Origin of the sequence: Leucobacter sp. Ag1, assembly GCF_000980875.1 — a bacterium.
GTDB classification, from domain to species: Bacteria; Actinomycetota; Actinomycetes; order Actinomycetales; family Microbacteriaceae; genus Leucobacter; species Leucobacter iarius.
Genome location: NZ_LAYO01000102.1, coordinates 36,877 through 61,362, shown reverse-complemented (window position 1 = coordinate 61,362; position 24,486 = coordinate 36,877). Strand labels below are relative to the sequence as shown.

The 24,486-nt window shown below is 70.3% G+C and carries 23 protein-coding genes; 13 read left to right on the top strand and 10 right to left on the bottom strand.

Annotated elements, in window-relative coordinates; all coding sequences use genetic code 11:
• The first annotated feature begins 101 nt into the window (after nt 1–101).
• From XM48_RS11170 to XM48_RS11155, 4 genes are all read left to right on the top strand, one after another.
• Entirely contained in the window at nt 102–731 is a 630-nt protein-coding gene (locus tag XM48_RS11170) for a hypothetical protein (RefSeq protein WP_231580871.1), read from the top strand.
• Nucleotides 732–818: 87 nt separating this feature from the next.
• Nucleotides 819–1,442 (top strand): copper resistance protein CopC, encoded by a 624-nt coding sequence (locus tag XM48_RS17045; RefSeq protein ID WP_052961465.1) that lies wholly within the window; start codon nt 819–821, stop codon nt 1,440–1,442.
• A 219-nt stretch (nt 1,443–1,661) separates the two neighbouring features.
• A complete protein-coding gene (locus tag XM48_RS11160) occupies nt 1,662–2,222 on the top strand; it encodes a copper chaperone PCu(A)C (RefSeq protein WP_046455888.1) in 561 nt (186 codons plus the stop codon).
• Complete coding sequence (locus XM48_RS11155) at nt 2,209–3,453, top strand: Dyp-type peroxidase (protein ID WP_084821135.1); 1,245 nt, start codon at nt 2,209–2,211, stop codon at nt 3,451–3,453. The genes XM48_RS11160 and XM48_RS11155 overlap by 14 nt, the downstream gene beginning before the upstream one ends.
• Before the next feature lie 145 nt (nt 3,454–3,598).
• On the opposite strand, the gene XM48_RS17040 is transcribed toward XM48_RS11155, so the two are convergent.
• Both XM48_RS17040 and XM48_RS11145 read right to left on the bottom strand, forming a co-directional pair.
• Nucleotides 3,599–7,219, bottom strand: a complete 3,621-nt coding sequence (locus XM48_RS17040) for a cell wall-binding repeat-containing protein (protein WP_052961464.1) — start codon at nt 7,217–7,219, stop codon at nt 3,599–3,601.
• 5 nt (nt 7,220–7,224) lie between these two features.
• A complete protein-coding gene (locus tag XM48_RS11145; protein ID WP_156175043.1) occupies nt 7,225–9,768 on the bottom strand; it encodes a S8/S53 family peptidase in 2,544 nt (847 codons plus the stop codon).
• Nucleotides 9,769–9,776: 8 nt separating this feature from the next.
• Between XM48_RS11145 and XM48_RS11140 the strand changes: the two genes are divergently transcribed.
• The 6 genes from XM48_RS11140 to XM48_RS11115 are packed head-to-tail and all read left to right on the top strand — an operon-like array spanning nt 9,777 to nt 15,935.
• Entirely contained in the window at nt 9,777–10,895 is a 1,119-nt protein-coding gene (locus XM48_RS11140; protein ID WP_052961463.1) for a PLP-dependent cysteine synthase family protein, read from the top strand.
• Between the two features lie 41 nt (nt 10,896–10,936).
• A complete protein-coding gene (locus XM48_RS11135) occupies nt 10,937–12,352 on the top strand; it encodes an NtaA/DmoA family FMN-dependent monooxygenase (RefSeq protein ID WP_052961462.1) in 1,416 nt (471 codons plus the stop codon).
• Complete coding sequence (locus XM48_RS11130; protein ID WP_046455886.1) at nt 12,349–13,239, top strand: alpha/beta hydrolase; 891 nt, start codon at nt 12,349–12,351, stop codon at nt 13,237–13,239. Before XM48_RS11135 ends, XM48_RS11130 begins: the two co-directional genes overlap by 4 nt.
• A gap of 59 nt (nt 13,240–13,298) precedes the next feature.
• Nucleotides 13,299–14,339, top strand: coding sequence for an ABC transporter substrate-binding protein (locus tag XM48_RS11125; RefSeq protein WP_052961461.1), 1,041 nt, complete (start codon nt 13,299–13,301; stop codon nt 14,337–14,339).
• On the top strand, nt 14,314–15,210 hold the full coding sequence (locus XM48_RS11120; protein ID WP_084821132.1) for an ABC transporter permease: 897 nt from the start codon (nt 14,314–14,316) through the stop codon (nt 15,208–15,210). Before XM48_RS11125 ends, XM48_RS11120 begins: the two co-directional genes overlap by 26 nt.
• Complete coding sequence (locus XM48_RS11115; RefSeq protein ID WP_046455920.1) at nt 15,207–15,935, top strand: ABC transporter ATP-binding protein; 729 nt, start codon at nt 15,207–15,209, stop codon at nt 15,933–15,935. Before XM48_RS11120 ends, XM48_RS11115 begins: the two co-directional genes overlap by 4 nt.
• A gap of 70 nt (nt 15,936–16,005) precedes the next feature.
• Here the strand turns inward: XM48_RS11115 and XM48_RS11110 are convergent, their stop codons facing one another.
• The 4 genes from XM48_RS11110 to infC form a co-directional block, all read right to left on the bottom strand.
• Nucleotides 16,006–16,848, bottom strand: coding sequence for an RNA methyltransferase (locus XM48_RS11110; RefSeq protein ID WP_046455919.1), 843 nt, complete (start codon nt 16,846–16,848; stop codon nt 16,006–16,008).
• Between the two features lie 212 nt (nt 16,849–17,060).
• Nucleotides 17,061–17,444: a 50S ribosomal protein L20 gene (gene rplT / locus XM48_RS11105; RefSeq protein WP_046455885.1), complete on the bottom strand. Its 384-nt coding sequence runs from the start codon at nt 17,442–17,444 to the stop codon at nt 17,061–17,063.
• A 42-nt stretch (nt 17,445–17,486) separates the two neighbouring features.
• Nucleotides 17,487–17,681: a 50S ribosomal protein L35 gene (gene rpmI, locus XM48_RS11100; protein WP_024356294.1), complete on the bottom strand. Its 195-nt coding sequence runs from the start codon at nt 17,679–17,681 to the stop codon at nt 17,487–17,489.
• 90 nt (nt 17,682–17,771) lie between these two features.
• On the bottom strand, nt 17,772–18,377 hold the full coding sequence (gene infC / locus XM48_RS11095; RefSeq protein WP_084821131.1) for a translation initiation factor IF-3: 606 nt from the start codon (nt 18,375–18,377) through the stop codon (nt 17,772–17,774).
• 259 nt (nt 18,378–18,636) lie between these two features.
• On the opposite strand from infC, the gene XM48_RS11090 reads away from it, so the two are divergent.
• On the top strand, nt 18,637–19,032 hold the full coding sequence (locus tag XM48_RS11090; RefSeq protein ID WP_046455884.1) for a DUF1844 domain-containing protein: 396 nt from the start codon (nt 18,637–18,639) through the stop codon (nt 19,030–19,032).
• Nucleotides 19,033–19,189: 157 nt separating this feature from the next.
• Here the strand turns inward: XM48_RS11090 and XM48_RS11085 are convergent, their stop codons facing one another.
• Together XM48_RS11085 and XM48_RS11080 are read right to left on the bottom strand one after the other, a co-directional pair.
• Nucleotides 19,190–20,257, bottom strand: a complete 1,068-nt coding sequence (locus tag XM48_RS11085) for an aldo/keto reductase (RefSeq protein WP_046455883.1) — start codon at nt 20,255–20,257, stop codon at nt 19,190–19,192.
• A 25-nt stretch (nt 20,258–20,282) separates the two neighbouring features.
• Nucleotides 20,283–20,720 (bottom strand): Lrp/AsnC family transcriptional regulator, encoded by a 438-nt coding sequence (locus XM48_RS11080; protein WP_046455882.1) that lies wholly within the window; start codon nt 20,718–20,720, stop codon nt 20,283–20,285.
• Between the two features lie 79 nt (nt 20,721–20,799).
• Between XM48_RS11080 and XM48_RS11075 the strand changes: the two genes are divergently transcribed.
• On the top strand, nt 20,800–21,582 hold the full coding sequence (locus XM48_RS11075; RefSeq protein ID WP_046455881.1) for an AzlC family ABC transporter permease: 783 nt from the start codon (nt 20,800–20,802) through the stop codon (nt 21,580–21,582).
• Nucleotides 21,579–21,908 carry a branched-chain amino acid transporter permease gene (locus XM48_RS11070; RefSeq protein ID WP_046455880.1) on the top strand — a complete coding sequence of 110 codons (330 nt, stop codon included), beginning with the start codon at nt 21,579–21,581 and terminating at the stop codon, nt 21,906–21,908. The genes XM48_RS11075 and XM48_RS11070 overlap by 4 nt, the downstream gene beginning before the upstream one ends.
• On the opposite strand, the gene XM48_RS11065 is transcribed toward XM48_RS11070, so the two are convergent.
• Together XM48_RS11065 and XM48_RS11060 are read right to left on the bottom strand one after the other, a co-directional pair.
• The gene (locus XM48_RS11065; protein ID WP_197074196.1) at nt 21,905–22,960 is read right to left on the bottom strand and encodes a lipase family protein; all 1,056 of its coding nucleotides are present in this window, start codon (nt 22,958–22,960) and stop codon (nt 21,905–21,907) included. The two genes, XM48_RS11070 and XM48_RS11065, sit on opposite strands and share 4 nt — an antisense overlap.
• A complete protein-coding gene (locus tag XM48_RS11060; RefSeq protein WP_052961459.1) occupies nt 22,957–24,411 on the bottom strand; it encodes a M28 family peptidase in 1,455 nt (484 codons plus the stop codon). Before XM48_RS11060 ends, XM48_RS11065 begins: the two co-directional genes overlap by 4 nt.
• Nucleotides 24,412–24,486 lie beyond the last annotated feature (75 nt).

Genomic DNA, 24,486 nt, shown 5'->3' with positions numbered 1-24,486 from the left:
TCTATCGGGAAGAGCGGAGCGCGGAGGCCGGACGACGGAGGTCGCGGCCCCGCTCGCGTAGACTGGACGATATGTCCGCCCGGCCCGACGCACGAGCTCCCATGAGCCGTGCTGCCCGCACCGCTCGCGGTGCGGCGGGCGCCGGGCTCGCGACGCTGCTGGCGGCGGCGTCCCACGGCCTCGCCGGCGGCACGGTGACCGCCTTCTCGGTGATCGCGACCGCGGTGCTCGCGCTTCCGCTGTGCGTGCTGCTCGGCGGACGGGTCGGATCGCTCTGGCGTCTGGCCGTCGCGGTCGGCGCGAGCCAGTTCGTCTACCACTGGTCGTTCTCGGGCCTCGGCCTCGTCGGTTCCGGTTCGTCCGCGACCTCGGCGCCGACGCCCCTGCACGCCGGCCACCTCGCCGCCATCCAGTCGATGGCTCCGACCCTGCAGGTCGGTTCCGACCCGGCCTCGGCCGATGCGGCCATGTGGGCCATGCACGCGGTGGCCGCGATCGCCACCATCGCGCTGCTGCACCGCGGCGAGCGCGCCTTCCTCGGGCTGGTCGCGCTCACCGATTCGCTGCTCGCCGCGCTGCGGAGCGTGCTCGTCCCGCTGCTGCTGGGCGTCGGCGAGCATCGTCCTGCCGATCGTCCCGTCTCGCTCTTCCTCGCACCCGCCGCCCTGCGCGAGCGGCTGCATTCGCTCTCTGCGATCACGCACCGGGGTCCCCCGGCGCTCGGCGCGTAGCTCCGGCCGCGCCGTCCGCCGACCTCAGACTCCGCCCGCGGTGCCGTTCCGCGCACCCGGCTCCAGCAGAAAGCGCTCAGCTCACCCATGTCCAGAACTGTCTCGCGGCTCCGCCGCTTCACCGCGGCGACGGCGATCGCCGGCGCCCTCGCCATCGGCGGCACCGCCCTCGCGGCTTCGCCGGCCTTCGCGCACGACGAACTGGTCGGTCAGGGATTCACCCAGGACCAGCAGACCGGTGCGGTCTCCGGGATCACGCTGACGTTCAGCGACTCCGTGATCAAGGTGGGCACCGAGATCGCGATCACCGATCCGAAGGGCGCCGTCGTCAGCGATGGCGACGCGGTGGTGAACGAACGCGACGTGAGCCAGGCCGTCAAGGCTCCGCTCCCGGCGGGCGGCGCTTACCAGGTGGCGTGGCGCGTGGTCTCCTCCGACGGTCACCCGATCTCGGGCAGCTACTTCTTCGAGGTGGCTGAGGACGGGTCGGCGAAGGTCACCGCCGTCGGCGAGAAGGATCCCCGCTTCACCGAGCCCGAGGGCAGTGCGAAGCCGGATGCGTCCTCCGAGTCGAAGGCGTCCTCCGAGTCCGGCGGCGTGCCGATCGGCGCGGTCGCGGGGATCGGCGGCGGACTGGTGGTCGTGATCGCCGCGACCGTGGTGCTGACGCGCAAGAAGAAGCCGAGCGACTCCGTGGAGTCCGCGGAGTAGTCCTCTCCGACGCGCGCCTCGATGGCGCGCGCTCCCCTCGCTGCGCACCGCACGCGCGCGCAGCGATCCCTGTTTCGCCGTGCCCGCACGCGGCGATGCCCGGCGCGCCCGCGCGCCGAAGCGTCGCTCCGTCGCGACTCGGCCGCATCGACGGCCCGGTCGCGCCCGCGGCACGGCACCCGGCGCACCCGCGCCGAGCACATCATCTGGAGTACACACATGTCCCTTTCCACCGTTTCCCCGATCCGTCGCGCCGCCACCGGCGTCGCCGTCTCCGCGGCCGCGCTCGCGCTCGGTCTCGGCCTGACCTCCTGCTCCTCGACGCCGGCATCCTCCGAGAAGCCCTCGGCGACCGCCGAGCAGCAGCAGAAGGCCCCGGTCGAGCTGGCTGACGCCTGGGTCAAGGCGACCGACGGCGACATGAGCGCCGTGTTCGGCACGCTCAAGAACTCGGGCTCGTCCGACGTCACGCTCGAGTCGGCCTCGACGCCGATCGCCGGCATGGTCGAGCTGCACGAGACGATCGTCGAGAACGGCACCGCCACCATGCGCAAGAAGGAGGGCGGGATCAAGATCCCGGCAGGCAAGACCGCCGCGCTGGAACCCGGCAGCACCCACATCATGCTGATGGACCTGAAGAAGCCGGTGAAGGCCGGCGACGAGGTCCCCGTCACGCTGAAGTTCTCGGACGGCAGCACGCTCGAGGTGCCGGTGCTCGGCAAGGCGTTCAGCGGCGCGAACGAGAACTACGACGGCGGCGCCGAGCATGCCGGCCACTGAGCCCGCGACAGCCGAGACGGCCGCCCCGAGCGCGTCATCGACGCGCTCGGTCAGCCGGCGGGGGCTCTTCGGAGCCCTCGCCGGGGCGGCCGGCGGCGCGGCCGTCACGGCTGCCGGGTTCGCGATCGCGGGCGGTGCCGGCCGCCCCGGCGCGGAGCCGGTCGCCGAGACGACCCACGGCTCCGAGCGCATTCCGTGCCACGGCGCGCACCAGGCCGGAATCACGACGGCGCACACGGCGCACGTGAGCTATCTCGCGCTGGATCTGCTGCCCGATGCCGATCACGATGGGATCCTGCGCATGCTCCGCCTGCTGAGCGGGGACGTCGAGGCGCTCACCGCGGGCACCGCTCCCCTGGCGGACGTCGAGCCGGAGCTCGCCGAGTTGCCCGCGCGGTTGACGGTCACGGTGGGCTTCGGCCGGGAGCTGGTGCGGCGGGTCGATCCCGCAGCGGTGCCCGCGTGGCTGGGGCCGCTGCCGAAGTTCTCGCGGGACCGCCTCGAGGAGGCGTACAGCGGTGGCGATCTGCTGCTCGTGATCGCCGCCGATGATCCGGTGACGATCGCGCACGCCGCGCGGTTCCTGGTGAAGGACGTGCGCCCGTTCGCGAAGCCGCGCTGGCGGCAGGACGGTTTCGCGCGTGCGCGCGGCACCGAGTCCGACGGCCGCACGATGCGCAATCTGATGGGCCAGGTCGACGGGACCGTGAATCCGAAGCCGGCCGCGTCCGATTTCTCCGGGCTCGTGTGGCTCGGCGCGGATGCGGGCTGGTTGCGGAACGGGAGCGCTCTGGTGCTGCGTCGGATCCGCATGGAGCTCGATACGTGGGATCGGGTGGATCGGATCGGTCGCGAGTTCGCGATGGGTCGGACTCTGCGCGAGGGCGCCCCGCTGACCGGGAAGAAGGAGCACGACGAGCCGGACTTCGCGGCGCGGGATTCGCTCGGTTTCACCGTGATCTCGAAGGACGCGCACATCGCCCGCGCGCACTCGACGGATCCGGGCGAGCGCATCTACCGGCGCGCGGTGAACTACGACGACGGACTCGAGCAGGGGCTGCTCTTCGCCTGCTATCAGCGCGATCCGCTCGCGCAGTTCGTCCCGATCCAGCGGCGCCTCGACGAGGCGGACCTGATGAACGAGTGGGTCACCCACATCGGTTCGGCGGTGTTCGCGATCCCGCCGGGGTGGCGTGCCGGGGGCCGGCTCGGCGAGACGCTCGTGGCGTAGCGGTCCGGGCACCGGCAGTCGCGGGGCTGGACGGCGGTTGGCCGTCCTGTCCCCGCGACCGCCGGTATCGGCCAGGGGCGGCGGGTCAGCTTCCGATGCGCTGACCCGCCACCTCGACAGGCAGGCTGTGAGGCCCGTCGATGGCCTAGGCGCAGGTGTTGCGGTTCGTCAGCACACGCTCACTCACCACACCCGCACCACCCAGCACATACCCCGCCTGCGGCGTGATCTCACCCAGCACACCAGCCACAGACGCCGGCACACACCCCGAACGCACCAGCAACACCGGACCCGGCTTCCCACCAGCAACCGCAGCACCCGTCAACGCATCAGCGAACCCCGCACCCGTCGCGAGATACACCGCGCCCGACTTCGTATGCCACGACTTCGCAATCGCCGCCGACGTCGCATACCGATCCGCACCACTGTGACGGGCGACCTTCGCACTCTTGCCCAGGCCAGACTCGATGCCCTTCGACACCACGCCCGTGCCGCCCGCGATATGCACCGCGGCCGGCTTGAGCGCGGTCAGCTGCGCCCGCACATCCTGGCGCACCGCCCCGGCCTTCCCGTCGACGAGGAGCACCGGAGCGTCCACGCCACCCGCGGCAGCTCCCGCGGACAGCGCATCGGGGAAGTCCCGGCCCGTCGCGATGAACACCGCGGACGCGCCCGTCTTGCCCCAGCCCGTCTTCGCGATCTGGTTCGCCGTCGCGTACCGGTCGCTGCCGCCCATCCGCACCGTCTTGGCGCCCAGGGCACGCACCTGCTGCTCGACCTGCGCGGATACCGCGCCGGTACCGCCTGCGATGTACACCGTGTCGGGCTTGAGCCGCTGCAGTTCCGTCTTCGTCGCGGCCGTGAGGGTGCCGGTCTGGGTCAAGAGCAGGGGCGCGTTCTGCTTCACCGCGAACGGGGCCGCGGTCAGCGCGTCCGCGGGAACATCGTGGCGGGACAGCACGACGGCCTTCGCGCCGTTCGGGAAGTGCTCACGCGAGACCTTGACCGCGGTCTCGAACCGATCCGCGCCGCCCAGACGCGACCACACCGGAGCCACCGGCGGATCCACCGGCCCAAGGCCGATGGTGAGGTCGGCGCTCACCGCTACGTCGGATTTCTGGCCGGTCGCCTTCACCGTCACGACGCCCGGCAGGTGGGAGTCGGGGACGGTGCACTCGACGGCGATCCTCCCCTTCGCATCGGCCACAACTTCCTGCGCGCACACGCCGGTGATCGTCACGGCTTCGCCGGGGGCGAATCCGGCGCCAGTGAAGGTGAACGCCTTGCCCGGAACAACCGCGTCCACAGGGGTCGTGAGTTCCGGGTCGTCCGCGGGGAGCACTGTCAGGTCAGCCCGCCCTTCGCTGCCGACCGGGTCGCCGGTCACGATGATGCGCAGTTCGCCGGGTTCCTGTTCCTTGGGCAGGGTGCAAGTGACCGAAGCTTCACCGCGCGCGTTCAGGCGCACCGCTTGCGTGCAGAGCCCGGCGATCCGCACGCTCGTGTCGACGTTAAAGTGCTTCATTCGGATCGTGACTTCGTCGCCGGGGCGAGCCTGTTTCGGTTCGACCTCGACGAACGGATCAAACACCATGACCGGAGAGGTGACGAAGTACGTCTGTTCCGAACCGAACGTGATGTCACGGACGAGGACGCTCGCTCCGTCTCCGACGTGCACGCCGTACCCGATGACATCGTGCTCACCCAGCGCGGCAGCGATCGTATCGATCGAAGCCGCGGTGTCGGCACCGATGCCACCGATCGCCGCTGAGAGCGCCCATTCGGTCGTCGCGGAGAATTCGCCGCTGCGAGGAACGAGCGCCCGCACGGTGACGGGCACCGGCGGCTCACCGCGGCCATCGGGGTACGTATTCACTTCGATTTGCGCCCACAGGAGTTCGTCGGTTCCGAGCTCAGGAAGGTCGCTCCCCTGCACGTCTGATTCGTCCCAGGCGTTCACACGCATGGTTCGCGCATCCGTGATCGCGTTCGGCAGGTATGCGTCGGTGGCGAGCTGGTTCAGGAGTCGTGAGTCGCCTTCCATGAGCCAGTGGAAGCCCTGACCTCCCCGCCAGACTCGCATCGATCCGTCGTCTCCGGTTTCGCCGCGCCACCCGGGCGCATCGCTTCCGTCGCGTGCGACATGCGGCCACCGGACGACGCGTGTTTCCTGCTCGGAATCGGCGGCCTCGATCGTGATGAAGTACCGCGATTTCACGCTCCCATAACCGACAGCCAGATCTACTTCTCCCGGCTGCTGATCGTCCGGGACCGTGCAGGTCACTGTGAAGCTCGTCGTGGCTTCAACGGGCACGGTCTCCCGACACAATCCAGCGATCAGCACTTCACCGCCATTGTCGAATCCGGTTCCGGTGATGGTGATGGTCTCGCCGGGTTTCACCGTCGTTGCCGACAGCTTGACGCTCCAGTTGACAATCCAAGGCATGGAACTCTGCACGAATCTGGTGGTTGTTCCGTTGAACACGATCTGCCCGAGATACGCGTAGTCGCCCGTGTCGAGGAACACGCCGTAGCCGGTCACGTCGTGCTCGCCCAGCGCCGCCCGGATCTCATCGAACGAGACCGGGGTATCAGCAGGAACTCCGCCGACGGGGGCGGACAGCATCCACTCGCTCGCCTGCGAGAGGTCGCCATTCTTCGGCACCGCCGCCCGCACGATGACGTCCACCGGCACGTCGCGCACCCCGTCGGGATAGGCACGCACCAGCACCTGCGCCCACAGCGGAGCCGCGGGGTCTTCGTCTTCCGATTGCTCCCAGGGCGACTTCGGCGTCGCCGCGACCCGCATCGACTGCGCTCGATCGATGCCGTTCGTCAGGTACGCGCTCTCTTCGAGACCTTTGATGAGTTGGACTTTGCCAAGCATGTTCAGCCCGCCGGGAACCCACTGCCCGGTCATGTCCTCGTAGCTGAGGTCTCCACCGGCATCTGCAGCGTCATGCCACCCCGGGAAAGTATCGCCGTTCGGCCGAATCTCCGGAGCACTTTCCCGCTTCTCTTCACCCGTAGGAGTGGCCTCGGGGGCCGGACGGAACTTCGTCACACCCGAAGCATCGGTGAACGAGGAGACCAGCACCGGTTCGGCAGGCTTCCACGCAAGGAACCCCGTCGAGATCGCGTACGCACGATCCCCCAGTGCGGCGAGCATCTCGCCAGCGGGAGCGGCCGCGCCCGCGGCCAGCCCGCCGACGGCCTGACTCGTCGTCCACACGCTCGGATCGCCGGCCGGAGCGCGAAGCGTAGTCCAGAGGTCTCCGTCGTCCCACGTACCGGACGCATTCACGTCGACGCGTACACCCACCTGGTAGCTCAGGTCCGCCGTGTCGGACGCAACGAGTTCGAGCCCGTCGAGGACGTCCTCGATCGGTGTCGAGTCAGTGCCCTGATCGACGTCGTTCCCGTTCCCGCGGATCACCTGCGTGGGAACACCCGCCTCGAGCAGCACACCGTTGCGCTGCTGGACCGCTCGCTGCGCGTACCCGTCGCCCGGACCGAAGTGCCAGGTGTTATAGTGCTCCGATTCGGTATCGGCCTTCGTCGGCTGGATGCTCGCGCCCGGCACGTACGTCGGGGACTGCGCCTCACGCTTCCCGGCATCACCCGCCGGGGCCGCATGCGCGGTCCCGGCGAAGCCGAGCCAGTTCGCGCCGAGCAGTACGGCGGTCGCGCCCGCGGTCAGGCGCCGCGACCACCGGGTGGGCTGCCCGGCGCGTCCGGCGGAGTGCGTATGGTTCAGGTTCTGCATTGTGCTCATTTCTCCGGCGCCAGCCGGAAGTTCGCGGTGTCGTCCCAGTTGCCGCCCTGTCGGTAGTCGGGGCTGACACGCCAGGAGGTGCCGGATCGTTCGAACGGGAAGTGGAGGAGCGCGCCCGTGGTCGGTGCCCGATACCCGAGATGCGCCGGAGTCGTACTGGTTGCGGGGAACACGAACATCTGCTCCTTGTCGCCCCAGTAGGTCTCCTCGCTCAGCGCCTGGGTCTTCGTCTGGAACGGAGTCACCGGGTTTCCGGTGCCCCAACGCACCATCGGCGCACCGGTGCCGGGCTCGCGCGTGACGAGGTCGGGATTCCCGTCGCCGTTCACGTCGGTGACCGCGACCAGGCGAGACGCTCCGGCGAGCGACTTCTCGACGCGAGTGCCAGGGCCGGAACCGTCGGCGCCGCTGTCGGCGGTTCCGCTCCCGACGTCCTTCGACGCCGAGCGCGCTCCCGCGGAGCGCTGCCCGGTACCGTCCGCGGACGTGTTCGAACTCGCGGGCTCCGCAGGCTTCGTACCGCTGCGCGTCCCGACAGGGTCCATCGAGGTCAGCAGGACGCGCTCCGCGCCGAGCCCGACGCCGTACGCGTCCTTCGCACGCGCCACCAGGCTGCCATCGGCCTTCACCATCACGACCGCACGCCCGCTCCCCGTCGTGGGATGCGGCAGCTGACTCGCGAAGGTGAGCCCGCGCAGGCCCAACGCTCCCGTGGCGAGGATCGTCTGCGGTGCGACGAACGCGTTCGTGGCCCGGTTGTAACGGTGGTACAGCAGCCGGTCGCCGGTGACCGTGATCACACCGTTCGTGTTCGGTGCATCGTAGTCGTGCACGGGCACGATCCGGCTGTGCGCCTTCCAGTCCCACGCGGAGAGGAAGTGCTCAGTGTGCCCGCCGACCCAATCCGCTGCGAGATCGATCTCGGTGAACCGAAGCGGCACCGAGGTCACCGTGCCCGTGTAGGAGAAGTCGGTCTTCCCGTTCCCCGTGAAGTCGTAGACGGGCGTCTCCCGTTTGCCGATGGCATCCGCGAGCCACAGGCGCGGGGTCACGACCCCGGTGTTGCCTGGACGCTGATCGGCAACGGGCACCCCCGTCTCGCGCATCAGCGCAACGAGCTCGTCGACCGTCTTCGAGTACCCGAACTTCTCGCGCAGCACCGCGAACGCGCCCGCGACCTGCGGCGCCGCGAACGATGTCCCTACCATCGAGCCATAGCCATAGTCCCAGATAGGTTCAGCCGGACTCGAGTTGTTCCACGCCAGGTTGTTCTTATCGTCGCCCTCCGCGCTCCCGACCGGTGCCAGCAGGTGGGTGCTGGTCGACACATTCGTCGCTGACCCGGGTTTGCTTGTGAGCGTGTTCAGATCTTTGATCCCGGTCGCCCCGACACGAATGAGCCCTTCAGCGCACGACCAAGTGCCGACTTCTGAGGAGTGTCCCGTGTTGCCCGAGGTGACGGTGACCGCGACTTTCTTCTGCTTCAATTTCGTAGCGGTCTCGCCGTAGAAATTTGTGTTGCACGGCCCGGATCCCGCTTTCCCTCCGCTTGCCGAGAGGTTCACGGCCGCGATCCGCCCCGGGTACTTCGGCACGAGCACCTCGTCCACATACCGGAGCGCGGCACGCACCGCGGGATTGTTCCACCCCACCTGATCGCCGATCTTCAGCACGATCAGCTCCGCACCTGTCGCGACTCCCGCGTACCGTTCACCCGTCCCTGGGCGCGTATAGGGATTCCCTGCTACGGCACTCGCCGTAGCAGTCCCGTGGGCATTGTGGCAGAAGTACTCCCACGTTTCACCCGTAGCCTTGTCTTCTCCGACGCACACCGCGTTCTCGAGGTCCTTCGACACCGCGCTGCTGCCCGGTCCGGTCAGGATCTGCACGCCCGGGTCGAGGTTCCACGGACGGCTCGTCGCCCCGCAGAGGTTCTTCGCCGGAACCTTCTCTCCCGTTTCCAACGTCCAGATGGTGTCTTTGAAGAAGCACGCCTCGTCGATGACCTTGCCCTGCAGCATCGAATGCTGCGGGTTGAAGGCGCCGTCGATCACCACGACGATCTGCCCCTTGCCGGTGAACGAACGACCCTCCGCGTCGGTGAAGCCGCGGGTGTAGTCGCCGCCGAGCAACTCCGGCATCGACTCCTTCGCAATCGCATTCACCGCGCTCCGCGATACACCAAAGCCCTCGGGAAGCCCCTGGCTCGTCACCGCCCCGGGCGTCACGTCTTCCGCCTCGACCGCCACCGCGGCCTGCGGCCCGGCGACCAGGCCGGACCCCAGGAGCATCGCCCCGAGGCCCAGGCTCAGTATTCGTCTTCCACGCATCCCAGCTCCGTCACTCAGATTCGCCGAATCTCGGCTACCGGTAACATACCAACGAACGAAAACGACGATCCCGTTTTCCACAGCGGCGTCACCCGGCCATTCACCCCACTCAGACCCATAACGTCTCATTACTTCACACATCACACGAACTAGTGGATCTGGCATAGCTTGTGCGGAAGAACCCGACCGATCCGGTCCCCTCTCGCACAAGGAACCCCATGCCGCACTCCGCTCAGGCCCTGCCGATCTCCTTCCCCGATCCGAGCCGCAGCCGCACCTACGACAGCGTGCTCGAACTCATCGGCAACACCCCGCTCGTGCGGCTCAACCGGCTCACCGAGGGGCTGCCCGCCACCGTCTACGTGAAGCTCGACGGCTTCAACCTCGGCGGCTCCTCCAAGGACCGCATCGGCCTCAACATCGTGCGCGAGGCCATCGCCGGCGGCGAGTTGCGCCCCGGCGGCCGGATCACCGACACGGGCGCCGGCAACACCGCGATCGGGATCGCCCTCGCGGGCAACGCGACCGGCCACCCCTCGAGCTCGGTCCCGCTCCCGACGCTCTCCCCCGAGAAGGCTCGGCTGCTCGAGTTCCTCGGCGTCGAGCTGCTCCCCGGCCGCCCCGACGTGCCGCGGGAGGATCCCGAGAACTGGGCCAACGTCGCCCAGCGCCGCGCGGAGGCCGAGACCGACGGCTGGTGGTCGCACCAGGAGTCGAACGGCGACAACCCCGCCGCCCACATCGCCTCGACCGGGCCCGAGATCTGGCACCAGACCGGCGGACGCGTCACGCACTTCCTCGCGCAGATCGCCACGGGCGGCACGGTCAGCGGCACGGGTTCCTACCTGCACGAGCAGAACCCGGAGGTCTCGGTCATCGCCACCGACTTCCACGGCTCGATGCACTCTCAGAGCAACCTCTACCGCGTCGCGTCGGGCGAACCGGATGCTGAGCAGCTCGAGCGCGACTGGCCCGAGAACATCGACCTCGATGTGATCGACCGCATCGAGCGCCGCGACCGGGAAGCGGCCATCTCGATCGGCTGGCGGGCGGCGCGCGAGGAGGGGCTCCTCATCGGGCTCTCCTCGGCGCTCTCGCTCGGCGTGGCCCTCGATCTCGCCGCGGACGCCGACGAGGACGATGTCTTCGTGGTGTTCTCGGCCGACAGCGCCCGCGACTACGTCTCCCGCGAGTACAACCTGGCCTGGCTGCGCGAGAACGACTACCCCGAGCTGGCCGAGCGGCTCGCCCGCGGCGACTACTCCGCGCCGACGCACGGATCCACCGACCCCGACACCGTGCTCGTGGCCCGCGCCGACGACCGCGTCCTCGCCTGACCCCGGCCCGCCGGCTCGTTCCGACCACTGACAGGACTCCCATGCCCCAGCATCCCCGCACCGATCGCGATCACCTGATCCTCGCGCTCAGCTACTGGCCCACCGGTGCCACCAACAGCGGCTGGCGCTCGCGCTCGTCGTCGCTCGACGGCATCTTCGACCCCGGCTTGCTCGCCGAGACCGCCCGCACCGCCGAGCGCGGCGTCTTCGACTACTTCTTCTGGGGCAACACGGAGGACAGCTCGAACGCGAACCCCGGCGGCGTGATCCGCAACGCGTTCCAGTTCAACGGCTTCGCCGCCGCGTCCTATCTCGCAGCGGTCACCTCGCGGATCGGCCTCATCGCGAGCGTCAACACGACCTACAGCGACCCGTACCTCACCGCCCAGCTCGCGAGCAACGTCGATCACCTCTCGCGCGGACGCTTCGGCATCAACTTCGTCGCGGGTGCGCCCGGCGGCGCCGCGCACCGCAACTTCGGCCACGGCGAGCGACCCGATCACGCCGACGCCTATGTACGCGCCGGAGAGTTCCTCGAGGTCTTCACCCGCTTGCAGGACTCCTGGTCGGACGACTGGTTCGTCGGTGACAAGGAGGGCGGGCGGCTGTTCGCGCCGGAGGCCGCCGAACCGATCGACTTCGTCGGGACGCACTTCCAGGTCGCCGGCCCGCTGAACGCGCCGCGGTCGCCGCAGGGCCGCGTGCCGATCCTGCACGCCGGCACCTCCGACGAGTCGTTCGCGCTGGGCGCCCGCTACGCCGACGTGCGGTTCAGCCCCTACGCGTCGATCGAGTGGAACCGCGCCTACGCGCAGCGCAACCGAGAGCTCGCGGTCGCCGCGGGACGCGCGCCCGAGGACTACGCCTTCGTCGTCGGGGCCAACATCTACGTCGGCGAGACCCGCGCCCGCGCCCGCGAGCTGTTCAACGAGGTGCAGCGGAACCTGGTCGAGCGGTTCTCGCCCGTCGTCGTCGGCCGGCACCTCGGCCTCGACCTCGGTGACGTCCGCCCGACCGAACGGGTCATCGACGTCGTGGATCCGACCGCGCTCCCCGTAGCCGGCACGGGCCGCGCCCTGCTCGACGAGTTCGCCGGCATCGTCGGCGACCACGACTTCACCTTCGACGAGCTCTTCCGCTTCGCCGCGAACAAGAAGAACTTCCCGGTCGTCGTCGGCGATCCGCGCGAGATCGCCGACTGGATCGAGGCCGGCTACGTCTCGGGCGCGTTCGACGGTGTGAAGGTGTTCCCACCCTTCATGCGCACGGCGTTCACCGACTTCGTCGACTTCGTCGTGCCCGAGCTCCAGCGTCGCGGCGTCGCCCGGACCTCGTACACCACCGAGACGCTGCGCGAGCACTTCGGCCTCGCCCGGCCCGGGGTGCTGCGCCGCTCCCCCGAGTCGAGCGCACGACCCACCGTCGCCGCGGCCGAGCTGCAGGGGGTCAACGCGTGAGCGGCGGCTTCGCGGTGCTCCGCGACGTCGAGTACCGGCCCGCCGCGGACGGGCTGCGCCCTGCGGCATTCGACCTGTTCGTCCCCGAGCAGCGTGCCCTTCCCGGAACGTTCGTGTTCCTGCACGGGGGCGGGTGGCGCTTCGGTGACAAGTCCGCGAGCGAGCGGATCCCTGCGGCGCTCGCCCGAGCCGGCGTCGCAGTGGTCAACGCCAACTACGCGCTCACCACCGAGCGTCCGTACCCGCAGAACGTCGACGACGTGCTCGCGCTCATCGAGCACCTCGAAGCGCACGCCGAGGAGCTCGATCTGGACGGCCCCGCACCGATCCTCGGCATCGGCGGCGCGTCCGCAGGCGGGCATCTCGCGTCGCTCGCGGTCACGAAGGGGCTGGCCGAGGACCGGCTCGCCACCCGTCCGGCGGCGGTCGTGTCCTGGTACGCGCCGCTGGATCCGGCATCGCGGTTCCTCGCGCACCGCTACCCGCCCGCCCAGCAACCCGGCGGGTTCTGGGACCGCGGCGGCGCCGAGCCGCCCAGCCCCCGCGATCCCTTCGTCCCGTTCATCGGCACCGAGGACTTCGGCTCGGTCACCCTCGAGGAGGCGCTCGACGGCGATCCGCGTCGGCACCTCGCCCGGCTCGATCCGAGCGGCCTCCCGCCGTTCCTGCTGCTCACCGGCTCCGACGACTCCGCCGAGATCCGGTACGCGCAGCGCACCTGGCACGGCGCGCTGCGCTCGGTCGGCGCCGAATCGACGCTGATCGAGATCGCCGATGCCGACCACGAGGATCCGCAGTTCTCCTCCCCCGCGCTCATCGGAGCGGTGATCGGCCACCTGCGGGACGCTCTCGCCACCGCCCCGGTCCCGGCCCTCTCCGGACTCTGACCTCCCTCCAGCCCCACCCCAGCCACGCACGCGGCACGCTCGAAAGGACCCCGCTGCACATGAAGACCACATCACGAACCCTGCTCCGCGCCGGAGCCGCCGCCCTGATCATCGCGACGACCGCGATGCTCGCGGCATGCTCCTCCTCGGCATCGGCGCTCGAGAGCGGCGCGAAGTCCGACGGCGGATCGACGTCGAAGGGTTCGAGCGAGAGCTATACCCTGCGGGTCACCGACCCGGGCAACAGCGGCTGGCTCGCCGTCGCGAAGCACGACGGCACCCTGGAGCAGGCGCTGGGGCCGCTCGGCGCGACTGTGGACTGGGTCCCCGCGAAGGGCGCGGTCTCGGCGAACCTCCCGCTGTTCAGCACCGGAGAGCTGCAGGTCAGCGAGGGCGCGTTCACGCCCGTCGTCGGCGCGGCGGCCAAGGAAGCACCCATCCGCATCGGCGCCGTGCTCGACACCGAGACCGCGGGCGACGACTCCGGGATCATCGCGACGAAGGCGAGCGGCGCGCGAGCGGTCGCCGACCTCCGCGGCAAGACGGTCGCCGTGAACCCGGCGGGCAAGGGCGAGTACATCGTGCTCCAGGCGCTCGCCCAGGCAGGGATCGCGCCGTCCGAGGTGACGCTCAAGTACCTGCAGCCGGCCGACGCCCTCGCCGCGTTCGCCTCGGGCAAGGTCGACGCGATCTCGACGTTCGGCGACTTCTTCCGGCAGGCGAAGGCGACCGGGACCATCGTGGCGACCGAGCACGACATCGACTCGCAGGATCGCGAGATCATCCTGTTCACCACCGACCTGCTGAAGGAGCGGCCCGACATCGCGAAGGCCGTCGTGCAGGCCGCGACGCCCCTCGTCGCCGATCGCGCGAAGCACCCCGAGCGCTTCGTCAACGTCTTCGAGACAACCGGCCCTCGGGCGCTGACCGGCGACGCGCTCGCCTGGCAGCTCGAAGTCAACCGTTCACGTCCGGCGGTCCTGCGCCTGCCGACCGCGCAGGACCGCACCCGCGTGCAGTCCATCGCCGATCTCTTCGCGAAGAACGGCGTGATCCCGAAGGGCGTACAGGCGAATGGCCTCATCGCAGACCTGGGTTGAGGCGCCCGCGGCGGGGCCGATCCCGGGATCGACCCCGCCGCCCGCCCGCCCGGTCGAAGCGCCGAGCGCGCTCCGATCCCCCGACTACCCGCGCGAGCGGGTCGCCCACCGCGGCGCCGTCCTGCTGCGTCGCATCGCGCTGCCCGGATCGGTGCTGCTCGCCTGGTGGATCGTCTCGGCCCTCGAGCTCGTCCCAGCCGCGGTGCTGCCGAAGATCCCCGACGTGCTGGCCGCCGGCTGGGACCTGCTCACCAGTGGGCAGCTCGCGGTCTCGCTCGGGGCCTCGCTGACCCGCGTGCTCATCGGCGTCGTGCTCGGCGCCGGCCTCGGCCTCGCGCTCGGGCTCGTCGCCGGGCTCTCGAAAGCGGGCGAGGACCTCGTCGACGGATCCCTGCAGGTGGTGCGCGCGATCCCCTTCCTCGCGGTGATCCCGCTGTTCATCGCGTGGTTCGGCATCGACGAAGAGTTCAAGGTGCTCGTGATCGCCTTCGCGACGATCGCCCCCATGTACGCGTATGTCTACCTGGCCGTCCGCGGCATCGACCGGCGGCTCGTCGAGGCGGCCCGCGGCTACGGCCTCGGCGGAGCCGGACTCATCCGCGAGGTCGTGCTGCCGCTCGCACTGCCGGGGATCCTGATGGCGTTGCGCATCAGCCTGAGCATCAGCATCGGCGCGCTCATCGCCGCCGAGAACGTCGGCACCCGGGTCGGACTCGGCTACCTCGTCTCGCTCGCGCAGCAGGTCAACCGGGTCGACTACCTCTTCCTCTGCGTCGTCGTCTACGCGCTGCTCGGACTGCTGTTCGACGCGGTCGTGCGCCTGCTCGAGCGGGTCCTCCTGCCGTGGCGCGCGGGGGTGGCACTGCGATGAGCATCGATACCGCCCCCATCGGAACCGACGAGGATCTCCGCGTCCGCGTCCGCGGCGCCTCGCTGTCGTTCGGCGGGCACCCCGTGCTCGATCGCATCGACCTCGACGTGCGCAGCGGCGAGTTCGTCGTGCTGCTCGGGCCCAGCGGCACCGGCAAGACCTCGCTGCTGCGCGTGCTGGCCGGCCTGCAGCGCCCCGATGCCGGAGAGGTCCTGGTGCCCGAGCGCAGCACGTTCGTCTACCAGGAGCCGCGGCTGATCCCGTCGAAGCGGGTCCTCGCGAACGTCGCGATCGGGCTGCCCCGGACGGAGGCGACACGCGCCGCGGCCGCGCACGCGCTGGAGGAGGTCGGCCTGGCCGGACGGGAGCGCAGCTGGCCCGCGACGCTCTCGGGCGGCGAGGCGCAGCGCGTCGCTCTCGCCCGGGCGCTCGTGCGCGAGCCGCAGCTCCTCCTGCTCGACGAGCCCTTCGCGGCGCTCGACGCGATCAAGCGGATCGAGATGCAGACGCTCGTGGCGGAGCTCGTGGATCGGCACGGCCCGGCCGTCGTGCTCGTCACGCACGACATCGATGAGGCGATCCGCCTCGCCGACCGGATCCTCGTGCTCAACGCGGGCGGGATCGCCTACCAGCACGTTCCCGACAGCGCGCGTCCGCGGGATCCTGCCGACGCCTCGCTCGTGCCGCTCCGGCAGCGCCTGCTCGAGGAGCTGCACATCCGGTAGCGGTCGGCGCGGCGGCCGCGGGCCGGGGTCGCCCCGGCTCGCGGCCGCAGACGCCTGTGTCGTCGTCCGCTCAGGCGCGCTGCGCGAACGCCGTCGTGTACATGCAGACCGATGCGGCGGTTGCCAGGTTCAGGGACTCGGCCGCACCGTAGATCGGCAGTCGGCGGGCCGCATCGGCGAGCTCGCGCTCGTCCTCGGTGAGCCCGCGCGCCTCGTTGCCGAATACCCAGGCGACGGATCCGGTCAGGGCCGGATCGCCGGGGGCGAGCTCGGCGCCGTTCACGTCGGCGGCGAGCACGGCCAGGCCGGCGGCTCGGGCGGCGTCGATCGCCGCGGCGAGGTCGGGGGCGGTCACCACCGGCAGGTGGAACAGCGAGCCGGTCGTCGAGCGTACGACCTTCGGGTGGAAAGGGTCGATGCTCGCGCCGGCGAACACCACGGCGTCGGCACCCGCGGCATCGGCCGCGCGCAGCACCGTGCCCGCGTTGCCGGGATCCCGCACCTCGTGCATGATCGCCACGAGCCGTGCCCCGCTCAGCGCCTTCGCGAGCGCGTTCGCCTGCTGCTCGGGGTCGACGGCCTCCCAACTGCGGGCGACCGCGATCACGCCCTGCGGCGTGACGGTCTCGGCCATCGCCGCGAGCACCGGTGCGGTGACGCGCACGAGCGGGAGTTCGCGGCCGTCGCGCCGGGGGCTCGCCTCGGCCTCGTCGACCAGGCGATCCACCTCGATGAGGCGCTGATCCCCGTCGAGCGAGACGTACACCGTCTCGGCGAGCTCCGGACGGTGCACGAGCAGCTCGCGCACGGCCTGCAGGCCCTCGACCAGGAACCGGCCCTGCTCCTGCCGGATCTTCTTGCGGGAGAGCGCTGCGGCCGCGCGCACGCGTCCGGCCTTCGGGTTGTCGAGGATCTCGTTCACCAGTCCAGGGTAGTCCCCGTCGCTCAGACCCTCTTCCGTTCCGTCGTTCCGAAGGAGATTCGGCGTCGGAAGGAGGATTCCGGCCCGAACGTCCTTCTGACGCCGAATCTCCTTCCCGACCCGGCGCCCGACCGCGGGAAGCACGGTCGAGAAACGCAAGAACCCCGCCGCGAATGCGACGGGGTTCTCGGAAAGCGAGATGCTTAGGCAGCCTTGGGCGCGTTGACGTCCTCGGGGAGAGCGTTCTTCGCGACCTCGACGAGCGCGGCGAAGGCCGCGGGCTCGTTGGTGGCCAGCTCGGAGAGCATGCGACGGTCGACCTCGACGCCGGCCAGAGCGAGGCCCTGGATGAAGCGGTTGTAGGTCAGGCCGTTGGCACGGGCGCCAGCGTTGATGCGCTGGATCCACAGGCGACGGAAGTCGCCCTTCTTCTTGCGGCGGTCGTTGTACGAGTAGACGAGCGAGTGGGTGACCTGCTCCTTGGCCTTGCGGTACAGGCGCGAACGCTGTCCGCGGTAGCCCTCGGCACGCTCGAGGATGACGCGACGCTTCTTGTGGGCGTTTACGGCCCGCTTGACTCTAGCCATTTCTGTTCTTCCTTACGAAAAGTCTCGGGTGGAGGCGGCCGATTAGTGGCCGAGGAGCTTCATCGCCTGCTTGGCGTCGCCCTTGGCGAGCACCTGCTCGGCGTTCAGACGGCGCTTGCGCTTCGAGGACTTGACCTCGAGGTTGTGGCGCATGCCGGCCTGCTGCTTCATCAGCTTGCCGGAACCGGTGAGCTTGAAGCGCTTCTTGGCCCCCGAGTGGGTCTTCTGCTTGGGCATCTCGATTTCTCCTTGTTGTGTGCGCGCCGCCCGAAGGCGGCTGCGTCGTGAGCGGCGCGGCCCGGTCAGCGGGCGGCCGCAGATCTGTGATTACGCGTCCGCGGAATCCGATCCGTCGACCTTCTCGGCACGACGGGTGGCCTTCTCTTCGGCGCGACGGGCGTTCTGCTCGGCCTTCGCCTCGGACTTGTTCTTCAGCGGGGCGATGACCATCACCATGTTGCGGCCGTCGATGCGCGGGGTGCTCTCGACGGTGCCGAACTCGGCGATTTCCTCGGCGAAGCGCTGCAGCAGGCGGACGCCCATCTCGGGGCGGGACTGCTCGCGGCCGCGGAACAGGATCATGGCCTTCACCTTGTCGCCCTGCGACAGGAAGCCGATGGCACGCTTCGTCTTGGTCTCGTAGTCGTGCTTGTCGATCTTCAGGCGGAAGCGGACCTCCTTGAGGACCGTGTTGGCCTGATTGCGTCGCGCTTCCTTGGCCTTCTGCGCGGCCTCGTACTTGAACTTGCCGTAGTCCATGATCTTGGCCACGGGCGGCTTCGAGTTCGGGGCCACCTCGACGAGATCGAGATCGGCGTCAGCTGCGAGACGCAGCGCGGTTTCAATCGGCACCACGCCGACCTGTTCGCCACTGGGACCAACCAGTCGCACCTCGGGGACGCGGATTCGCTCATTCGTACGGGGATCGCTGATCGCCGGCTCCTCTGTTCAGGGAATTCGTTCGCTTCACCGGAGGCTTCCGGTGGAGCAAATCGGAGGCAGAGGATCGGGCACGCATGCGCGTTCCCACACCCTTTTCAGCTGCTGCGACTGCTGTCGCGGCGGGGTGTCAACTACCCGGTAACCTTGTTGAGCGGTGCCGGGTGGGAGGATATCCACTTCCGAAGCCTCGGCAGAGTGCCGAGAACCTTCGATAGCTTAGCACACGAACGCAGCACAGAGACAGGACAGCATGAGCGACACGCAGGCCACCCCCGATCACACCCACGCCGACGCATCGAGCGCAGAGGCCGATTTCGCCGATCAGGCGGTTCGCGACATCGCCGACGTCGCCGCGGTCGAGGTGATCACCACCGCCGCCGTGCACCTGCTGAGCGCCGCCGCGGTCAAGGTCGGCCTCGCCGACGAGCCGAACGCGGACGAGATGGTCGACCTCGACGAGGCGCGCAAGCTCATCAACGCGCTCGCCGGCCTCATCACGGCCGCCGCTCCCGAGGTCAGCGACATGCACGCCCGCAGCCTGCGCGACGGACTGCGCTCGGTCCAGCTGGCGTTCCGCGAGGCGTCCTCGATCCCGGACGCCCCCGGCGCCGGCCCCGGCGAGAAGTACACCGGCCCCGTCATCTGACGCGCGGCCGCGCTTCCCCATCGTCATCCTGCGCGAGCTTGCGAGTCGCAGGATCCTGCGACTCCTTCGTCGCGCAGGATGATCTGAGGTCGCACCGAGCGGGCCCGGGATCGAACTCGATCCCGGGCCCGCTCGCGCGTCTAGCGCCTCGGCGCGCTCACCAGGAGCCGAACAGGGGCACCTCCCCGCCGAGACGGGCGTCGCGCCAGAGGTCGACGGCCCCCTCGGGGGTCGCGCCGTCGAGCAGCGCGTCGATCTCGGCGAGCTCGGCGGCGTCGAAGTCCAGGTTCTCGAGCGCACGCCAGTTCTCGTCGAGCTGCTCCAGCCGACTCGCGCCGACGACGAGGCTCGTGACGCGCGGATCCCGCAGCGCCCACGCCAGCGCGAGCTGCGCGAGCGACTGCCCGCGGCGCTCGGCGACGGCGGCGAGACCGCGCAGGCGCTCGCGCAGCTCGTCGGTCAGCAGCTCGGTGTTCAGCGACCCGGCCCCGGCACCGCGCGATCCCTCCGGGATCTCACCGAGGTACTTGCCGGTGAGCAGGCCCTGCGCGAGCGCGGTGAAACCGATCACGCCGAAGCCGGCCTCCTCGGCGACGTCGAGCAGCCCCTCGGTCTCGATCCAGCGGTTCAGCATGCTGTACGACGGCTGGTGGATGATGACCGGCGTCCCGAGCTCGCGCATGAGTCCGGCGAGCTCGCGCGCGGCCTCCGCCGAGTAGGACGACATGCCGACGTAGTGCGCGCGCCCCGAACGCACGATGTGGTCGAGCGCCGCGGCGGTCTCCTCCAGCGGCGTGCGCGGATCCGGCCGGTGCGTGTAGAACAGGTCCACCCGGTCGGTGCCGAGGCGCTCGAGCGAGCGGTCGAGGCTGGTGACGAGGTGCTTCCGGCCGGCGCCCGCGCCGTGATACCCGGGCCACATATCCCACCCGGCCTTGGTCGAGATGACCACCTCGTCGCGATGCGCGGCGAGATCCCGCCCGAGGATCCGCCCGAAGTTCTGCTCAGCCGAGCCGTAGGGCGGCCCGTAGTTGTTGGCGAGGTCGAAGTGGAAGATCCCCCGGTCGAACGCGCCGAGCACCAGCTCGCGCTGCACCTCGTGGGGCCGGTCGTCGCCGAAGTTCTGCCAAAGGCCGAGCGACAGCAGCGGCAGGTGGAGGCCGCTGCGGCCGACGCGGCGCACGGGGGTTCGATCGTAACGGGAGGTCGCATCCGGAAGGCTCATGCCCCGATGCTAGCCCCTGGCAGGGTCACTCCCCCTTGAGGTTCTTCATGGCGAAGTGCGAGCTGACCTTGCCGACACCGGGCACCGACATGATCCGCTGCGTGAGGAACGCCTCGTACGCGACGAGATCCGCGGCCTGCACCCGCAGGAAGTAGTCGGGGGTACCGAAGAGCCGCTTGAACTCGGCGACCTCGGGGTGTGCGGCGACCTCGCGCTCGAAGGCGCTGACGATTCCGGCCTCCTGCGTGGCGAGGTCGACGTGCAGGATCACCTCGAACGCGCGTCCAATGGCCTCCGGCTCCACGACCGCGCGGTAGCCACGGATCACGCCGCTCTGCTCGAGGCGCTGCACCCGGCGCAGACAGGGCCCTGGCGTGAGCCCGATCCGGGCGGCGAGCTCGACGTTGCTCACCCGGCCGTCCCGTTCGAGTTCCGCGATGATTGCGCGATCCAGAGCATCCACGCAACCATCTTGCACGATCAGGCGCAGATGCGCCCGGATCGGCATGCACATTGCGCGGCGAATGCGACAGGATGGTCGCATGCCCGGCGCGACGACCCCTCAGACACCCGCCGCGCCGAGCGGCCGCGCCGCGCAGATCCGCGCGGGGCTCTCCGATTCGTTCGGCGTCGGACTCGGCATCTTCCCGCTCGGCATCGCCCTCGGCGTGCTCGTGATCCAGGCCGGCCTGCCCTGGTGGCTGGCGCCCGCGCTCTCGATCGGCATCTTCGCGGGGTCCGTCGAACTGCTGCTGGTGACCATGCTCGCCGCCGCGATGCCGCTGGTCACGATCGCGGTCACGGTGCTCGCGGTCAACTTCCGCCACGTGTTCTACCCGCTCTCCTTCCCGCTGGGCCGGGTCTCGCCCGGTCTCCCCCGCGCGTACTCCGTCTACGCGATGATCGACGAGGCGTACGCGACGTACGTGCTCATGCCGCCCGAGCGGCTCTCCTCCGCGCGCATCGTCACGATGCAGCTCGCCTCGCAGGCGTACTGGGTCGGCGGCGGCCTCGTGGGCGTCGTCTTCGCGCAGCTGCTGCCGCATCCGATCGAGGGCTTCGAGTTCGCGCTCTGCGCGCTCTTCATCGTCATGTCGCTCGACGCCGCCCGGTCGAAGCGCGAGCTCCCCTCGATCCTGCTCGCGGGTGTCGCCGTCGCTGCGGCGCTGATCGCGTTCCCAACGCAACCGCTGCTCCCGGCGCTCGTGCTCTACGCGGCCCTGCTCACGCTGCGGTTCTTCTGGAACCGACGCCGCGAGGCCGGCACTGCTCCCGGCACCGAGCCGGGCGCCGGAACCGCCCCCGAACCGGAGGCGGCAGCATGACCCCGGGCACCGGCTACCTCATCGCGGCGGTCGCGATCTCGGGCGTCATCACCCTCGCGCTGCGCGCGCTCCCCTTCGCGATCCTGAAGCCCCTGCGCAAGTCCCGCTTCGTGCAGGCGCTCGGCCGCTGGATGCCCGCGGGGATCCTCCTGATCCTCGCCGTCGTGGTGCTGCACGAGCAGGGCACCGCGCACCCGGGCCGCATCGTCGCGCTCGGCATCGCTTCCGCGGTGACCGTCGCCGTGCACCTGCTGTTCCGCCGCCGCGCGCTCCTGAGCATCGCGGCGGGCACCGCCTGCTACGTCGCACTGATCAACCTGCTCTAGGCGGCGAAACGCTCGGCGATCCACCCGGCGGCCTCGGAGGGCGCGTTGCCCTCGCGCATCACGCCCGAGTGGTGCGTCGGCCACCAGCGGCTCGTCAGCTCGAACCCGGCGCGGCGGTATCCGCGTAGGAGGGCGGCGGTCAGCGGGGCCGGCGCGACCTCGTCGAGCAGCGCGGCATCGATGCGCAGCGGCGGCTGGTGCTCGGCAGGACGCAGCAGACCGACCTCGTTGCGGGTGAATGAGGCGAAGAGCCGCTCCCACAGCTCCGCCTGACGCGGCCCGCCGATCCGCGCGGGAGCGATCCCGCCCCAGGAGTCCGGCGCGATGAGCTCAACGAGCGTCTTCGTGCCCAGATCGCCCCATGCCCCGCGAGCCCGGTCGCTCAGCCCGCCCTGTTCGATCAGCTCCCGCAGGCCCGGATCCTCCTCGGCGGCGCCGCTCAGCATGAGCCCGATGAGCGCCGAGACCGTCCCGCTCCCCGGCACGGCCGCGCCGAAGCGGCGCGCGAGGGCGATGCTGCGATCCATGCGCGTGACCGGTGCGAACACCGCGGTGCCGAGCAGCCGGGCCTCGGGATCCGGTGCGGGCGCGACGGAGGCGAACAGCGCCGCCACCGCTCCTTCCGAGTGACCGGCCAGCACCCACCGGTCGCCGAGGCGCTCGTCGACGCTGCGGCGAGCGCGCATCGCGGCGAGCATCGATTCCCCGAGGGAGGCGCCGATCAGGTAGGGGTGCGCGCCGTTCGACCCGATCCCTTCGTAGTCGGGGCGCAGCACCGCGATCCCCCGGCGCAGCAGGCGGGCGCAGAGGGCGTCGCCCTGTGAGATGCGCCGCCATTCGACGTGGCCCGGGTGCGCACGGCTGGGCGCGGCCGCCTCGGAGCCGCCGGTGGTCATGTGGCCGAACACCACGACGGGGTATCCGCCGTCGGGCGGTGCGGTGTCGGGCAGGTGCAGCAGTCCGGTCTGCTCGTGGGTTCCGCCGTGCAGGGCCCTGGCGGGGAACACGATCGCGCGGCCCGGCAGCTCCCGCTGCGCGGGATCGGGGGTCACCATCGCCCCCGCGGCAGGCGCCGCCGGATCCGCGTCGGCACGAGGCCCAGGGTGGACCCGCGCCGGGCTTCGGCGTCGTCGATGACGTCGGCGAAGAAGCGGGCGACGGGGACGAGCTGGTCGGTATCGATGCGATCGATCGTATCGGCGTCGTCGTAGAGGTACAGCGGGCCCGAGACGAGGCTCACCGTCGGCACTCCCGCGACGAAGGTGAAGGATGCGTCGGTGGGGATCCCGTTCGCGGACGCTTCGAGCGCGGCGGCGCCGAGCAGGCTCGTGGAGACGAGCCGGTGCCGGCGCACGAGCTGCGCGATGCGGCGGGTGAATGCGGGGTTGACGTTGAGGAAGATGCCGCGCGGCTCGGTCTCGGGCACCGATTCGAAGCCGCCGTCGGATCCGCGGACGGCACGGAGCCCGACGTGCTCGATGGTGGTGTTGAGCACGATGTTCCAGGGCGCGTCGGGGGCGAGCACGTTGCGCCGCGCGAAGTCCATGTGGGCGTGGTAGCCGGTGAAGTGGGTGTCGAAGGTGATGAAGAGCAGAGTCTTGTCGCGCTGCTCCCCCGCTCGTGCGCGCGCTCCGAAGTGCTCGGCGAGCGCGATGACCTCCGCCGTGCCGGAGGCGTCCTCGACCGCTCCGGGGCTCACCGAGTCGTGGTGGGACTGCACCATGACGGCGTCGCGGGTGCGGCCGGGCAGGACGCCGAGCACGGTGCGGGAGACGACCCGCTCGCGCCGGATGTCGAGCACGAGCCGGCCCGTCGCGGGTCCGGCGCTCCCGGCGGCGCGAGCGGGTCGGGCTCCGGCGAGGCTGCGGCGCAGCTCCTCGCCGGTTGCTCGCGTGATCCACACGCCGGGCAGCGCGAAGAGCGTCCGCCGGTAGTACTCGTTGTGGTACCGGTGGGACTCGGGGTAGTCGCGGAGCACGCCGATGAGCCCGACGGCTCCCGCCCGCATGGCCTCCCGCATGACGCGCGCGAGCGTGGTCACGTAGGGGTTCCTGCTGCCGAGGACCTCGCGTCGGCGCACCAGGCGGTCCGGATCGTAGAGGTAGCGCGTGAGCGGGAGGGTGTGCGCGGTGGTCATGGTGAAGGCGAGGTCGAAGAGCACGATCCTGCCGCGGACGTCGTGCTTGCGGACGGGATCCGCGCCGATGTCGACGATCGGGGCGTCGAGCCGATGCTCCGCGGCGCCGGTCCAGTCGTGGCTCGCCAGACCCGAGTGCAGGATCGGCGAGCACTCGAAGCGCTGACCGCCGACCGCCAGCTCGTGCGCCGTGCTCCGCCACGCATAGGAGTCGACTTCGAGGGTCTCGGTGTCGAGGCCGGCCGCGGTGAAGCGCTCGGCGACGTACTCGGCGGCGCGGACTCCCCCGGGGGTTCCCGTCGCCCGCGGCGCCATCGCCACGAGGTCCTCGATCGTTCGGAAGATCTCGGGTGTTTGCAGATTCATACGCAGAGCGTAAGACTATGGGCAGTTCTGAATCAGAAGCACGCATGATCCGTCATGGATCACCGAGAGACAGGT

Excerpts from the sequence above, each read along its gene's own strand:
- rplT (WP_046455885.1), bottom strand. The coding sequence starts at position 17,444 with ATGGCTAGAGTCAAGCGGGCCGTAAACGCCCACAAGAAGCGTCGCGTC.
- XM48_RS11060 (WP_052961459.1), bottom strand. The coding sequence starts at position 24,411 with ATGAATCTGCAAACACCCGAGATCTTCCGAACGATCGAGGACCTCGTG.
- XM48_RS11160 (WP_046455888.1), top strand. The coding sequence starts at position 1,662 with ATGTCCCTTTCCACCGTTTCCCCGATCCGTCGCGCCGCCACCGGCGTC.
- XM48_RS17045 (WP_052961465.1), top strand. The coding sequence starts at position 819 with ATGTCCAGAACTGTCTCGCGGCTCCGCCGCTTCACCGCGGCGACGGCG.
- rpmI (WP_024356294.1), bottom strand. The coding sequence starts at position 17,681 with ATGCCCAAGCAGAAGACCCACTCGGGGGCCAAGAAGCGCTTCAAGCTC.
- XM48_RS11170 (WP_231580871.1), top strand. The coding sequence starts at position 102 with ATGAGCCGTGCTGCCCGCACCGCTCGCGGTGCGGCGGGCGCCGGGCTC.
- XM48_RS11115 (WP_046455920.1), top strand. The coding sequence starts at position 15,207 with ATGAGCATCGATACCGCCCCCATCGGAACCGACGAGGATCTCCGCGTC.
- XM48_RS11140 (WP_052961463.1), top strand. The coding sequence starts at position 9,777 with ATGCCGCACTCCGCTCAGGCCCTGCCGATCTCCTTCCCCGATCCGAGC.
- XM48_RS11135 (WP_052961462.1), top strand. The coding sequence starts at position 10,937 with ATGCCCCAGCATCCCCGCACCGATCGCGATCACCTGATCCTCGCGCTC.
- XM48_RS11120 (WP_084821132.1), top strand. The coding sequence starts at position 14,314 with ATGGCCTCATCGCAGACCTGGGTTGAGGCGCCCGCGGCGGGGCCGATC.
- XM48_RS11075 (WP_046455881.1), top strand. The coding sequence starts at position 20,800 with ATGCCCGGCGCGACGACCCCTCAGACACCCGCCGCGCCGAGCGGCCGC.
- XM48_RS11155 (WP_084821135.1), top strand. The coding sequence starts at position 2,209 with ATGCCGGCCACTGAGCCCGCGACAGCCGAGACGGCCGCCCCGAGCGCG.
- XM48_RS17040 (WP_052961464.1), bottom strand. The coding sequence starts at position 7,219 with ATGCAGAACCTGAACCATACGCACTCCGCCGGACGCGCCGGGCAGCCC.
- XM48_RS11085 (WP_046455883.1), bottom strand. The coding sequence starts at position 20,257 with ATGAGCCTTCCGGATGCGACCTCCCGTTACGATCGAACCCCCGTGCGC.
- XM48_RS11125 (WP_052961461.1), top strand. The coding sequence starts at position 13,299 with ATGAAGACCACATCACGAACCCTGCTCCGCGCCGGAGCCGCCGCCCTG.
- XM48_RS11090 (WP_046455884.1), top strand. The coding sequence starts at position 18,637 with ATGAGCGACACGCAGGCCACCCCCGATCACACCCACGCCGACGCATCG.
- XM48_RS11070 (WP_046455880.1), top strand. The coding sequence starts at position 21,579 with ATGACCCCGGGCACCGGCTACCTCATCGCGGCGGTCGCGATCTCGGGC.